This is a genomic window from Pseudomonas berkeleyensis, from assembly GCF_014109765.1.
Taxonomy (GTDB): Bacteria; Pseudomonadota; Gammaproteobacteria; order Pseudomonadales; family Pseudomonadaceae; genus Aquipseudomonas; species Aquipseudomonas berkeleyensis.
In genome coordinates, this window is sequence record NZ_CP059139.1 from 2993113 (window position 1) to 3006717 (window position 13605).

At 54.7% G+C, this 13605-nt stretch carries 14 protein-coding genes; 5 read left to right on the forward strand and 9 right to left on the reverse strand.

The window, feature by feature from the left end:
* Positions 1-138: 138 nt before the first annotated feature.
* Positions 139-1002 carry an alpha/beta hydrolase gene (locus tag HS968_RS13905; RefSeq protein WP_182366474.1) on the reverse strand — a complete coding sequence of 288 codons (864 nt, stop codon included), beginning with the start codon at positions 1000-1002 and terminating at the stop codon, positions 139-141.
* Positions 999-1802 carry an alpha/beta fold hydrolase gene (locus HS968_RS13910; RefSeq protein WP_182366477.1) on the reverse strand — a complete coding sequence of 268 codons (804 nt, stop codon included), beginning with the start codon at positions 1800-1802 and terminating at the stop codon, positions 999-1001. The genes HS968_RS13905 and HS968_RS13910 overlap by 4 nt, the downstream gene beginning before the upstream one ends.
* Before the next feature lie 413 nt (positions 1803-2215).
* Here HS968_RS13910 and HS968_RS13915 point away from each other — a divergent pair, with 413 nt between their 5' ends.
* From HS968_RS13915 to HS968_RS13935, 5 genes are all read left to right on the forward strand, one after another.
* A complete protein-coding gene (locus HS968_RS13915; RefSeq protein ID WP_182366480.1) occupies positions 2216-2545 on the forward strand; it encodes a PqqD family peptide modification chaperone in 330 nt (109 codons plus the stop codon).
* A 33-nt stretch (positions 2546-2578) separates the two neighbouring features.
* The gene (locus tag HS968_RS13920; protein WP_182366482.1) at positions 2579-2740 is read left to right on the forward strand and encodes a hypothetical protein; all 162 of its coding nucleotides are present in this window, start codon (positions 2579-2581) and stop codon (positions 2738-2740) included.
* A 311-nt stretch (positions 2741-3051) separates the two neighbouring features.
* The gene (locus tag HS968_RS13925) at positions 3052-4620 is read left to right on the forward strand and encodes a glycosyltransferase family protein (RefSeq protein WP_182366485.1); all 1569 of its coding nucleotides are present in this window, start codon (positions 3052-3054) and stop codon (positions 4618-4620) included.
* Between the two features lie 2 nt (positions 4621-4622).
* On the forward strand, positions 4623-5606 hold the full coding sequence (locus HS968_RS13930; RefSeq protein ID WP_182366488.1) for an HPr kinase/phosphorylase: 984 nt from the start codon (positions 4623-4625) through the stop codon (positions 5604-5606).
* A 2-nt stretch (positions 5607-5608) separates the two neighbouring features.
* Complete coding sequence (locus tag HS968_RS13935; RefSeq protein ID WP_182366490.1) at positions 5609-7408, forward strand: asparagine synthase-related protein; 1800 nt, start codon at positions 5609-5611, stop codon at positions 7406-7408.
* Positions 7409-7501: 93 nt separating this feature from the next.
* Here HS968_RS13935 and HS968_RS13940 read toward each other — a convergent pair whose 3' ends face one another.
* The 7 genes from HS968_RS13940 to HS968_RS13970 all read right to left on the reverse strand — a co-directional run bounded on the left by HS968_RS13940 (position 7502) and on the right by HS968_RS13970 (position 13598).
* A complete protein-coding gene (locus tag HS968_RS13940) occupies positions 7502-8683 on the reverse strand; it encodes a PqqD family peptide modification chaperone (protein WP_182366493.1) in 1182 nt (393 codons plus the stop codon).
* A 134-nt stretch (positions 8684-8817) separates the two neighbouring features.
* Positions 8818-9450 carry a LysE family translocator gene (locus HS968_RS13945; RefSeq protein ID WP_182366496.1) on the reverse strand — a complete coding sequence of 211 codons (633 nt, stop codon included), beginning with the start codon at positions 9448-9450 and terminating at the stop codon, positions 8818-8820.
* Positions 9451-9496: 46 nt separating this feature from the next.
* Entirely contained in the window at positions 9497-10300 is an 804-nt protein-coding gene (locus HS968_RS13950) for an AraC family transcriptional regulator (protein WP_182366499.1), read from the reverse strand.
* A gap of 205 nt (positions 10301-10505) precedes the next feature.
* A complete protein-coding gene (locus HS968_RS13955) occupies positions 10506-10949 on the reverse strand; it encodes a hotdog fold thioesterase (protein WP_182366502.1) in 444 nt (147 codons plus the stop codon).
* 55 nt (positions 10950-11004) lie between these two features.
* A complete protein-coding gene (locus HS968_RS13960) occupies positions 11005-12672 on the reverse strand; it encodes an AMP-binding protein (RefSeq protein ID WP_182366505.1) in 1668 nt (555 codons plus the stop codon).
* Between the two features lie 123 nt (positions 12673-12795).
* The gene (gene sixA, locus HS968_RS13965; protein ID WP_182366508.1) at positions 12796-13254 is read right to left on the reverse strand and encodes a phosphohistidine phosphatase SixA; all 459 of its coding nucleotides are present in this window, start codon (positions 13252-13254) and stop codon (positions 12796-12798) included.
* A complete protein-coding gene (locus HS968_RS13970; protein ID WP_119691420.1) occupies positions 13251-13598 on the reverse strand; it encodes a DUF4389 domain-containing protein in 348 nt (115 codons plus the stop codon). Before HS968_RS13970 ends, sixA begins: the two co-directional genes overlap by 4 nt.
* Positions 13599-13605 lie beyond the last annotated feature (7 nt).

The window sequence follows — 13605 nt, forward strand, 5'->3', positions numbered from 1 at the left end:
TGTCCCTTCATCGAATGGCAATCCGTTGAAAGTAAGCGGCGGGTAAACGTGCGATGCAGCAAGTGGCGACTTTTTGCGGGTCGATCATGCGATCCTCCATGGCAGACCGCCACACCTTTCCCCACGACCACAGGCAAGTCAAGGCAAGCGCAGGAATGGATTGAAACAATCCGCTACACGTTGTGCGCCCGCCTCGTCATCCAGATGCAGATGGTGGCCGCCCGGCAAGCGGTGAATCTCGAACGGCAGATCCTGCAGCAACGCCTGTACTGCGGACTGGGCGCCCATCATGCCTTGCTCCGCCAGCACCAGGCTGACTGGGCATTGCAGCGCACGGACGAAGGCCTGGGCATGCGCCCAGCTCAGGCGCAGCGGCGACGGTAAGGTCAGACGACTATCGGTTCGCCAGGTGTAGCCACCCGGCACCGGCATCAGCCCACGCTGGGCCAGCAGCTCCGCAGCCTCGCGACTGACTGCACCAACCCCCTTCATGCGCGCTTCGACAGCACGCGCCATCTCGGCGTACACCGGCTTGCGCTTGTCATTCAGCGCCTGCCTGGCGCGCAGCGCCTCACCGAGCTTCTGTGGCGCCTGTTCGGCTTCACCGGTATAGGGCACCAGGCCATCGATCAACGCCAGACGCGCAATCCGCTCGGGCATGGCCGCCGCCAGCAGCACCGAGGTGATCGCCCCCATCGAGTGACCGAGGATGGAAAAGCGCTCCCAGCCAAACTGCTCGGCGACCTGCAGCACATCAAAGGCGTAGTCCCATAGCGCATAACCGGCCCCCGCCGAGCGGTGTTCGGAATGGCCATGACCGGCAAAGTCCAGGGCCACGATGCGCAGACCGTCGAGCTTCGGGGCCAGACGCGCGAAGCTGGCGGCATTGTCCAGCCAGCCGTGCAGGGCCAACACCGGCACCCCATCGTCCGGCCCATACAGGTGAGCCGCCAGTTCGATATGCGGCAAGCTCAGGCGAACTTCCTCGAAGCTGTTATTCATGCGCGCTCCTCATTCGAGTCATCCCAGCGGTTGAACAGTTGGCGCAGCAACGCAGCCGTATCCTGCGGGCGCTCCAGAGGAAACATGTGTCCGCCCGGTAGGTGGTGATATTCGGCCTGCGGCATGCGCCGCAACAGTCGAGCATGATGCGGCAGAACTACCCGGCTATGACGGCCACGCACCATGGCCAGCGGCACGGCCAATTGCTGAGGCCGACCTGGTGAGGTATGCGGCACGTTACGATAAATGCTGATTTCCGTGGCCGGATCGAACTTCAGGCGCAAGCCCTGCTCCGCCACCTGCAGGCCATGGCTGACATAGGCGTCGAGGCACTCGGGATCGAAACGGCGAAACAGACTCTTGCCGGCAAAATACTCCCGCGCCTCGACCGGATCGGCGAATGCCTCCCGACGCCCGAGAGTACGCCCGGCCGGCGTAATGCGATCAATGAATCCAAAGCGCTTGGCGGCACGTATCACCACGCGGTCGACCAGGGTCAGTACCGGCGAGTCGAGCATCACCACGCCGCGATACAACTCAGGTCGGCGCAGTACGGCGTGATAGTGCAGAACGCCCCCCAGCGAGTGACCAACACCCCATATTGGTTCAGCGCTCTGCTGCAGATGGTGGATCAGCTCATCCACCAGATTGTCCCAGTTCTCATTGACCGGGAATTTCGGATCATGGCCGTGCTGCTCCAGATAGCGCACCTGATAATCCGGGGCCAAGGCGGCGAACAGCTTGCCGTAAGTAGCAGACGGAAAACCGTTGGCGTGGGCGAAGAAGATCGGCTGCGACATGCGCAATTCCTGCTGATAGGTATTCGCCGATTCTCCAGTAGCACCGCCAGGCCGGCAATGACTGTAATGGCCATCGATGGCGACGCAATGGTCAGATATATCCAGTCGTTGAAAAGCCACCTGAGTTAGCAATAGGATAAGCGAGGCTGGCAGGCGCCGCCCCTCAGCGTAATCAGTGCTAATGTGCTATGCAGCCATGGCAGCGCCAGTCCACCAGCGCAAATTAGCAACACAGAAAAACAACAAGCGAGCCCCGCATGCTCCCAGCCCACAAGACAGTCAGCACGACCTTACTTAGAGGCTGTCATGCAAGCTTGGATGACGCGCTGTGCATGAGCGATGCAATAACCAATGACAAACAGTCGAAGCTGACTGTGCCGGCTTCACCACGTGCCCAGAGTTAGAACCCTGAAATGGCTGAAAAATTCTCCACTCTCATGCCCGATACAGTGATTGGCCAGGCCTCACCCGGCGTATCGGCCATGATGGGGGAGCACCTGGTCATGCTGAGCGTTGAACAGGGCGCCTACTTTGACCTGAACCCAACAGCAAAACTGATATGGGAATCGCTAGCTAGCCCTCGCACAATGCATGAGCTATGCATGATTATCCATGAAGAATACGAGGTCTCTGAACAAGACTGCAAAGATTCGGTAGAGCGTTTTGTTTTGGAATTACACAAAGAGAACATGGTTTCCTTGCAAGACCTCACCACCCAAGCAATCGAAACATCGCAAGCCTAAACCTTTCAAGCAACCTCAACAGCCGAGAAAATCATGCAAAAAACAGACACCAAGCAGCGCAAAAATGCCAACAGCCCAGTCTCTTCTGCCAAAAAAGCCTTTATTGCGCCAAAACTGGAAAAACTGGATACCGCACTAACCAAAAGTGGCGCGGGAACCTCTACCACCTCTGACCTCGCCACATATCAAAGCTAACCCAAAGCATTCTAACAATACCGTTTTTCACACACTGGCGGAAGGCTCGCTCTGATAGACAATATACTCCCACTACACAGCGCGCCTCTAAAATTCAAGAAAAGCAGCTAACACAATGGAAACTATTGAAAACGGAATTCACTCCTTGAAAAATACATCGGAAAAACTAGAATCTTAGAGGCACTCATAAGCGCCCGCCGTATATACCTGCGGCAAGTGCAGGAGCACGACCATATATTCCACATCTTACTCAGAGCAAGCGACCTCCAACACAGGAATCATCCAAGCCATTACAAACAGAAAATTTAGAGATGCTGAACGCCCTACATGATGCCCAACCAAAAATCAGCATTATTTGGCTTCACTCAGGCACCATTAAAAACGAGAACTATGGAAACTTCCTCCAGAGAGTATTGAAGCCATGTTCTTTGTGGCATAACGATTCTCTAGTCGATATTACGGAGCTATCCGTACATGCTCCAGAAGCTTTCGACTTTTCACTACACTGCGATCTGCTAGTCGTTATTCAGTGTGATATCCACTGGCTATGGAACGTTATTCAGCACAGAAAAAAATCCAACCGAGCCACGCTGTATGAGATCAATGATGATATTGCCTCACTTGGCGACTGGCTGCCTGCGACTCATCCACTGAACTCCCCGCTAGGCCGACAGCATCTACTGAATCTGGCTCATTGTTGCGATGCAGTTTTATTTTCATCTCAAGAACTCGCCAAATATTATCAAATATTACACCCCGTGCGACTGGTCTGCGATCCATGGGTTAGCCCCCTCCGCACCAATACCCTCAAGCAAGATGGATTCGTCATTGGCTGGGGAGGTTCGACCACTCACCTGGATGACTTGCTGTGGATTGCCCCAGCGCTAAGAAAATTTCTTGAATGCCACCCCGACACTCGATTTTCGATCATGGGTTGCAATAGTACGCTAAGCGAGTTCTTGAACGCATTACCATCTGAGCAAGTCATGCATACTCCTTTTGGGGATGAAACCGAATACTTCATTTTTTTACAATCGCTGCATGTGGGCATCGCGCCACTCAAAGACACTCGCTTCAACCGCTGCCGCAGCGACGGCAAATTCGTTCAATATTCCATCAATGGCTGCGCCAGCCTTCTCAGCAACATAGCCCCATTTCACGCTCATCACGAGCGAGCCATTCTCTTTGACTCACCAGAAACCCTCTATCAGGGGCTGGAACGACTTTATCAGGATCGTTCTGCACTAAGCAGACTGGCAGAAACAGCCCACCAATGGGCACGAGAACATCGAAGTCCGTTAGCCGTAAAGAATCATCTGAAATCGATATTTTCGATGTTCCTTCCGCAGACACCTCATGGCAAGCAGATGCTCTGGCCTGAAAAAGAACGAAATATATGGTGGGCAATTCACGAAGCCATGAGCGCGCAGGATTACGAGCAATCGATTCTGCTGTGCGATACGCTGCTGGATGAACACGCAGACCTGCCTCAAGTACGCTGGCTATTGATACAGAGCCTGCTTGCTGCAGGACAGAGAGAACAGGCATTCGACGCAACACAGGCGCCCACCCACAGCGCCATCTGGGCAGATGAGTTTTCTGCGCTGGCCCACTCGATTGCTCCGTCATCTGATACTCAGCGCAAAGCAAGCCTTTTGGAAAAATTACAACATCCCCTGAAAAAGATTCAGCTCAAAGGACTACCAGCAAAAGGTCTAGAACACCATTTTCGACTGACACTAGACTGGCTGCCTTACGATTACTTCTCCTTATTTGGTCTCATCCAGATATTAGAGAAACACAGCCCAGAAAGCAGAGAGCTGGATATGCTCAGATCACGTGCCAATCTCCTGGCACCAGAAAATTCATCGCAGGGTTGATCATGCCCAACTTATATTATTACCGAACATTCGGGCTTAACCTTACCGTCAATCGCCCCATTCACTTCCTAACCGAAACCAACGCAAGAAAACCTGACTGCCTGATCTTGTTGCATGGCAGCACTTCTCTTGCAAAGACACCTCCACAGACCAAGCAAACCACTTCCATCTCCTGTGAATGGATATCTGATAATGGGGAAACAGTCATTCGATTCCATGATCCTCTGAACCATGGAGAGGTCGAGTTCAAGCTGCAATCGAGTGGGAATCAGCTGGACGCTTGGTGGACCCCAGAGGTGGACGTGCATGATGTAATACGTGTATGCACCTCAATCATGATGGGCCGCATCTTGAACGCACTCGGGAAATTGGCTCTACATGCCAATGCAGTTCAAGTTGGCGGGTCATGTCTTTTGCTGGCTGCGCCATCGGGCGCGGGCAAGTCCAGCACCACAGCAGCACTTTTGAAAGCTGGAGCAACCTTGCTCAGCGACGATATCGTCAACATAGAAAACATCAACAATCAATTCATTGCCGCCCATGGTTTTGCTCAGTTACGACTATGGCCAGACACTGCATCCGAGCTGCTTCCTGATATGACTTCATTGGAGAGCGTCTATAAACGAACAGCACTGACGGGTGATAAGCGTTACTGGGATCTTGCGCAGCAACCTGATTCATTCAATCCGAAAGACTGCCCGATACAGGCTATTTACCTGCTGGGAGAACGCAGTAAAGATCGAATATCAGCACAGTCATTACCTGCCAACCTAGCTATAGGCTCACTATTGCAGCAACTGTACCTGGGGCAGCCTGCTCATCCAGAGCTATGGCAAAGCCCTTTCCAGGCGCTGGTCAAGCTGGTGCAACAAGTTCCTGTTTTTACCTTGCAACTCCTAGAGGGCTTACACAACCTACAAGGTGCTCATGATTTCCTGCTATCGCATCTCACAAGCATACCGAATGACCGGGTAAGCGGGCTCTGAATATGGCAATTCTCGTAGACTTTTCAGGAAATAAATTCACTCAGACCTCAGCAAACCAAAGCACACAATCACTACCCGAAAAAAACTGCATACTGGGCTGCCATGCCCGAATTGACAACCTATCCGAACTGAAAGCCAAACTTGGCTTGAATGACTCTTTCACCCACAGCATCACGACTCAGGCACTACTACTCCTGGCATTCGAGCATTGGAATGTCGACATGTTTCGACACATCAGAGGAGATTGGTGGATTGCCGTCTGGGATGCCCGCAAACAGTCCGTAATCCTGGCAATTGACCCAAGCAGTCCAACCACATTGTTCTACGCATGGACAACAACAGGGCAACTGGCATTTTCCGACTCACTCACTGAAATCCTGAATATTGAAGGTATTTCCCAAGAACTGCACGAAGCGCGGATATTGAGCTATCTTTTACAATGGATACGCTATAACGACTTCTTGCAAACCGAATACAAAGCCATTCGTCAGATTGGCTCAGCAACCTTCAATATATTCAAACCAGGCAAAGTACAGACAGAAACCTACTGGCAAGCCTCTCAATTTCAGATAAAGCAAGCCAACACATCCGAAGAGTACATCGAAGAATTCTTAAGACGCTACCGGCGGGCTATAGTCAGCAGATTAGCCCATACAGGCAATGCGGCCAGCATGCTCAGTGCCGGCCTGGACTCAGGCTCAGTCACCGCCTTGGCCGCTAGCGTCTTGATGAAAGAAAACCGCGAGCTATGCGCCTACACTCACGTACCAGTTCAAGAGGCTAAAAATCTATGCCTGCCAGGGAAACTGGTCAATGAATGGCCCGCCGCTCAACAACTGGCAACGATGCACCCCAATATAAAGCACATCGCGCTCGAGAGTGACCATCTCAATCCTATCAGTGCCATGATCTTCATGCTTCAAGCGACAGGCAGAATGCAGGCGGCCAATTCGAACGCAACCTGGATTCATCATTTATATCAGACTGTCAAACAGGACGGCTTCGACACACTATTGAGCGGTCAGGCAGGCAATATCACTGTTTCATGGAGCGGAGGTCAGAACAATTTCTGGGATTTATTGCGCAGGAAAGAATGGACTCAGGCCTCGCATTATATACGTCACAGCCAGCAAAACTGTCCTGGCAGACTGAAATTATTAGCACGCGACACGCTCCGCTATATCAACCCTGCCCGAGACTTCCCTACCCCCCGCCTTACTCCAGCGGCAACAGCTATAACGCACCCAGATCTATGCCTGCACTGGCAACGTAGATTCGAAACTGATTTTATATTGGATTCTGCCACAATCACCACACACCGACAGTTTCGTGACCATATGTTCCCCATGCTGACAACGTCTCACAGCTTTGGGCAATTAATCGCCAGAGCCTATGGCGTAACCCTGACTGACCCCACGAGCGATCAAAGCGTTTTCGAATGGTGCTTGCAAATCCCGGATGCAGAATTTACTAACGCCAAACAGAGTAGGCTATTAATGAGAAATGCCATGCAAGGCATCATCCCTGAATCGACACGCACCACAAACCTCAGAGGGCTGCAACCCGCAGACCTGGGGTACCGCTACAGTAAATATCGAGAATCTGTCGCCTATGTTCTGGACTTGATGCACAACTCAGCTACGGCAGCTCATTACCTCAACCTGAACGCAATTACTAAATATTGGCATGGCGCTCAGGCTTCAAAGATGCCCGATAGAAACCTGTTTGACTTTCATCGAGGTTTACAGGCTGGACTGTTCTTCCTAGTTCGGGAAGGGAAAATATCGAGCCACGATTTCTAGCATACGGATACCTTAATTCAAACCAGGAAACTGCATGGAGCGAACCATTATGTACGGGGCCGCCCCATTCAAGAAACCTAGAAAAGGCGACCTTTAGGACTCCTTGCGCCAATAAACCCCGCTCCAATCTATCCATTTCAGCGGAGCCTGAATGTTCCGTTCAAGTCGGAAATCATCAATCGCCAATCGACAGGCCTCAAACGCACCATAATCGTCAACGACCACAAAACCACCAGGAACCACTTTGTCATATAGGTTGGTCAAGACTTCCATAGTTGACTGATATAAGTCTGCATCGAGCCTGAGAAGAGAAAGCAGCCCACAGTCCAATCCTGGCAAGGTTTCACTAAACCACCCCTTGACCAAGCGTACATGATCACTCCATAGCTCATACCGCCTGAAGTGCTCTTCGACTCTTTCCTGACTGAATGCCAGCCACGGGTAATTGGACTCGGTAAAATCCAAACCTTCATCTTGAGGCAAAGTAGCCGGTGGCAACCCTTCAAAAGAATCTGCCGCCCATGTTTTGCGTTGTTCCTCACCAAAAGCTACTTGCAATGCCCGCAGAAAAATACTCGCCCCCCCCTGACAAACACCAGCCTCGAAAAAGTCACCCGGTATACCTTGTGCAAAAATTTGTCTCGCACAGTACTCCAGGTGATTCAACCGTCGTAGCCCTATTAGAGTGTGGGATAAGACCGTTACAAAGCCATGCCTTTTCTTTTCCAGAAGTTCGGCATATTTTTCTGCCTCAACATGCGAGATATCGCGCAAGTAGCGGCTACGGGTTAGTCGATCCCTGGCAACGCGGTCACTTTGAAGATAGTTCACCTGCAATTCGTGCTCGGGGTATATCCAGTTTACCAAAGCACGCTTCAGCAGGCAGAGGTAGCGTGAATGGAGCGACGACTCGTTTTGATCCGGGGCAAGTGCAACAATCCAGCCAGCCAATTCCAACTCATGCAGGAAAGGTAGAATGAACCGAGCGCATTCCCTTTCATCCACATCATATGTTTGGCATAGCTGCTCAACCATACCATCCAGTGTCTGCGGCTCATACAGCAACTGCAGTATTTCAAACGCCACCTGGTTCAGCTTGAATGAAGATAGATCGCCCACATGAGCCACTAATGCACCATCTTCTTCAAGCTGCGCCACAATTTTCTCAGGAGAGAAATACCAGTTCTTCGACATATCGACCAATAGAATTAATGGGAGCCTAAAAAAAAATACAGCTTCTTTAAAAATAGACGGAGCAAACTGGGACTGCGCCATAAAAGCTTTTATCAGAACTGCCTACTAAACTTTTTATCAACAAAAGCGACTCAGAATAAATCTTATTGATCTGCTGGTAAACGGTATTTTCTTAATATTTTTTATCTATCTCGCCTACGATTCATCAATGATTACTACAGCAACAGATGTCCAAAGATGCTCGCAGCGACTAGTAGGAATACCAACCCGCAAATCACATCGATGACCGGGGCGATCTGCAGCAGGCGCTGGCGCATCAACGGACGACTCAAGGTCAGGCCCAGCAGACTGAACCAAACCAGGCTCAGGCCGAACAGCAGCGCCGCACAAGCCATCTTGCCTGGCAGCGACATATCCGCCGGCACCAGGCTGCTGAGTAGCGCCAGGAAGAAGACCAGCGCCTTGGGGTTGCCCAGGTTGGTGAGCACACCGCGCAACCAAGGGCCGAATACCGAAGGCGCCAACTCGCCATCCAAGCGCCTACTCCCCACACAGCCGCTCCACCAAGCACATACAGCGCCGACACCCAGCCACCCCAGGTAAAGCGCGCCACCGACCTGCACCAGGTCGAACAACCATTCAGTACGGCTGAGCAACAACGCCACACCACTGAGCACCAGAGTGCCATGCAGAAGAATGCCGCAAGCCAGGCCCAACGCACTGAGCAAACCCGCTCGCCGCCCCTGATGCAAGGCAGTACGTACCACCAATGCGACATCGGGGCCAGGACTGATAAGGGCTACCGCGAACACGGCAGCCAGCGACAGCAAGACGGACGTCTCCTGCATGGTGATCTCCAAGGGATAGAAGGGGGAAAACGAAAGTGCGGACGAATCAGCCCTGGCGCAGGCGCGCCGGCGGTAAACCGTATGTGCGGCGGAACAAGCGCGAGAAATGCGCCTGATCGTAGAAGCCCAGACGCAGCGCGATCTCACTCAAGGGCTCACCCGCCAACACTAGCGGTAGCGCCCGCTGCAAGCGCAGCTGGGTAAGCCACTGATGCGGTGGCAAGCCCGTGTGCTGACGGAATCGGCGTAGCACCTGCCAGGGGCTCATCCCGCAGAAACTCGCGATATCTTCCAGCGACGGCGGGTCGTCCAGACGACTCTCCAACCAATCACGCAATTCTTGCCAGGTACGCCTATCGAAGACGCTCTCCGTATCACTGACGCGTAATGTCGAGCCCATCTCCAGCAAGCTCGCCAGCGCTTGCCAGAGAGCAGTCTCCTGAGCCAGTGCCGAGCCCCCCAGCATCGCAGCATGAAACTGATGCAGATGCTGCGACAACAGCGGGTGGCGCAGGCTGGAAGTGGTCAGCCGTGGCGCGCCCTGACGTCCATCACTCAGGGTACGACTGGCCTCGTCCAGCCAGTGTGGATCGAAGGCCATCACACGGATACGGTAACTTTCGCCATCCAGACAGGCGCCATCGTGTATGCCTTCGGGGGCCATCACCAGGACGTCTCCCGCCCCGACCTGGCGGCGCTCTCCACGATAGTCATAGCGGTGCCGCCCCTGAACCAGCAGACCGACGTGGTATTCCAGGTGAAAGTGCCGGGGAAAGGCAAAGCGGCGGTACTCGGCGTCGATCAGGCGTACGCCGGGCAAACTGCTTTGAATGTGAGTGATGTGATCCATGGCGCGTACTGTAGCGCCATGGATCAGGCAAATCTTGGATGAAATTGCAGATATCGGAGCCTTTGCAAAGGCTATCGAGACAGAGCAGCGACCACTCGAATCGAGCGAAGAACGTCTGGGCTGTAAATGAGTTTTTGGCCGGGCTGGTGTTCCAGCCTGATTTCAATGCAGCATGGCCGACGCGCAGCAGACGTTGAACAGGCTCTCAGAGCTTCGGCGGCTGCTCGCCCAACGGCACGATGGCCATGGTCAGTCGCGAGATGCAGCTGGCCTTGCCGTCGTCGCCACTGAGGCGAATATCCCAGACGTGAGTGGTACGCCCCAGATGAACCGGCCGCGCCACCGCATGCACACGCCCGCTACGCAGGCCGCGCAGATGGTTGGCATTGACCTCCAGACCGACACAGTAAAAACGGCTGCTGTCGATACACAGATAGCTGGCGGTCGAACCGAGGGTTTCCGCCAGCACCACCGAGGCACCACCATGCAGCAGGCCGTAAGGCTGATGAGTGCGCGAATCGATCACCATGCTGGCACTGAGCGATTCTTCGTCAAAGGATTCGAAGCGGATGTCCAACACCTCGCCAATGCTGTTTTTCAGCGTTGCGTTGAGTGCCTCGAGATCGGGTGTTCGTTGCCACAAGCCCATGGAAGCATTCCTTGTGCATTTGAAGAACAGGGCCAGTTGCCTGGCCCATTGATGATCAGTCGTGCCAAAGCACCGTTTCGCTGCGCTGCTGCCACTCGGCGAAACGCTCGCCATAGGTACCTTCGATCACCGCGCGCTTGATCTTCAGGGTCGGAGTCAGAAAGCCATTCTCCACCGCCCAGACCTCCTTGACCAAAACCAGACCTTGCAGCCGCTCATGTTGATCGAGGCGACCATTGACCTCGGCGAGCAATGCCTTGAGGCTGCTTTCAAGCTCGTCTCGGCTGTCGTTGGCGGCTTCCTGACGCCCCACATCGGACAGCACGCACAACGCGATGGGTTGCGGCAGGCCGTCACCAACCACGCAGACCTGTTCGATGCGCGAGTGCTCGCCGATGCGGTTCTCGATCGGTGCAGGCGCCACGTACTTGCCCTTGCTGGTCTTGAAGATTTCCTTGATCCGCCCGGTCAGCCGCAGATTGCCCTCGGCATCCTGCTCGCCCTTGTCACCGGTGCGCAGGAAACCATCATCGGTCAGCGCTTCGGCGGTCTTGGCCGGATCCTTGTAGTACCCCTGCATGGTCGCACCGCTGCGTACCTGAACTTCGCCGTCCTCGGCGATGCGCACCTCGACACCAGGGTTGTTCTGGCCGATCCAGCCCTGCTTGAACTTGCCCGGCAGGCAGACATGGGAATAACCGCAGTTCTCGGTCATGCCGTAGACCTCCTGGATCTCCATACCCAGACGGCGATACCAGTTGAGCAGCGCAATCGGCACCGGCGCCGCCCCGGACAGCGCATAACGGATGGCGTCCAGGCCGAGCCCGGCAAGCACCTTACGTCCGACGATGCGGCCGATGATCGGCAGTTTCAGCAAGCGATCGAGTTTCTGCGCCGGCATCTTGCTGTAAACACCCATCTGGAACTTGGTCCAGATACGCGGAACGCCAAACATCACGGTCGGCCGTGCGCGCTTGAGATCTTCAAGGAAGGTATCCAGGCTTTCGGCGAAAAAGATCGTCTGCCCCGCATAGATGGACGCCAGCTCGACGAACATGCGTTCAGCCACGTGACAAAGCGGCAGATAGGAAATCAGCCGATCGTCTTCACCCACTCCGAACAGTTTGATGGCGTTGCCAGCGGCGAAGCCGAAATTGGAGAAGTTGTGCATCACGCCCTTGGGCGTGCCAGTCGTACCGGAGGTGTAGATGATGGTCGCCAACTGGTTGGCGGCAGGCTTGGGGTCATCCTGAATCGGCGCACTGCGCTGCAGGTCGTCCCAGCTGTGATCGAAGGTGCCTTGCGGATGCAGCGGCAGGCTGACAGTCGGCATCCCCTGAGGTAACCCTGGCGCCATCGCGGCCCAGTCATCGAGCTTGCCGATGAAGGCCAGCTGCGCCTCGGAATGCTCCAGCACCTGGCGCATGGACTCAGCTGTGAGGTTGGGATAGAGCGGAACCGACACATGCCCAGCCATCCAGATCGCCAGATCGGTAATGATCCAGTGCGCGCAGTTCTTGGAAACGATGGCGATGCGACTGCCCTGCGGCAATTCGCGACTACGCAACCAGTTGGCGGTACGGCGAGCCTGCTCGCCCACATCGGCCCAGGTCAGTTCCAGCAGTTGCCCACCACCAAGGGGTTGCACCATGTAGCGTTTGTTCGGGTGCCTTGCTTCACGTTCGTAAAACAGCTCGAGCGGCAAACGGATTGCATCAGCCACAGGGCTTCCTCCTTTGTTGTTTTTGTAGGAATCAACCAAGCACTTGCTTGGTTGACTATTCCACGCAGACAAAGGAGGTGCAAGTTAAGAAATGTTTCCCGCTGTAGCGGAAGGGAAAAACACTCAGCGCGGATGGATCAGCGCCAGCAGTTCCATCAGCCCCGCCGCCGGTATGTCGCCCTCCAACTCGGCCAGGCTGGCGGTGCGCATCGGCAAGGGTTCCTGACGATGGCCATGCACCAGCAAACCACCCAAAGCCCCCACCAGCGGCTGGTGGGTGACCAGAAGCACCTCGGCGCTCTCACGCTCATCGAGATACTTGAGCACCTCGCGCGGGTCACTGTCCGGCGTCAGCCACGGCACGGTGGTCAATGGCCCATTGAAACCCAGCTCGCTGCGCACCAGCTCCGCCGTTTGCTGGGCACGCACGTAGGGGCTGACGAGAATGGCGGTCAACGGTCTTCCAGCCAGCTGCTTGGCGGCCTGCCGTACTTCCTGGCGGCCATGGGCGGTCAGCTCACGCGCCGCGTCAGTGGCCGCATGCGGCTCGGCCTGGCCGTGACGCAGCAACCACAACCTCACAGTTTGGGCTCCTCGTCACGCACCGGATGCGGCGCAGGCGGAATGCTGTGGGCGGTTTCGCCGTCCGGCGTACGTGGTGTCGGCCAGTCGGCGAACGGCCAGGGTTTTTCATCGGTATTAAAGGTACCGAAACGACCGATCTGCGCCAGATACTGGCTCAGGCTATCGCCAAAACCCATCAACCCGGCGTTGGGGGCGCCATAAAACAGGCGGTAGCCCAGTTGCAACAGCACCACAGCGCCCAGCACCAGCTCGGCCAGTTGCCAGACGACGAGGAAAATCACCATCCACAGAATGCGCAACACAATCGACTCGCGCTCCAGCTCCTGCTTTTCATCGCTCATGACTCGT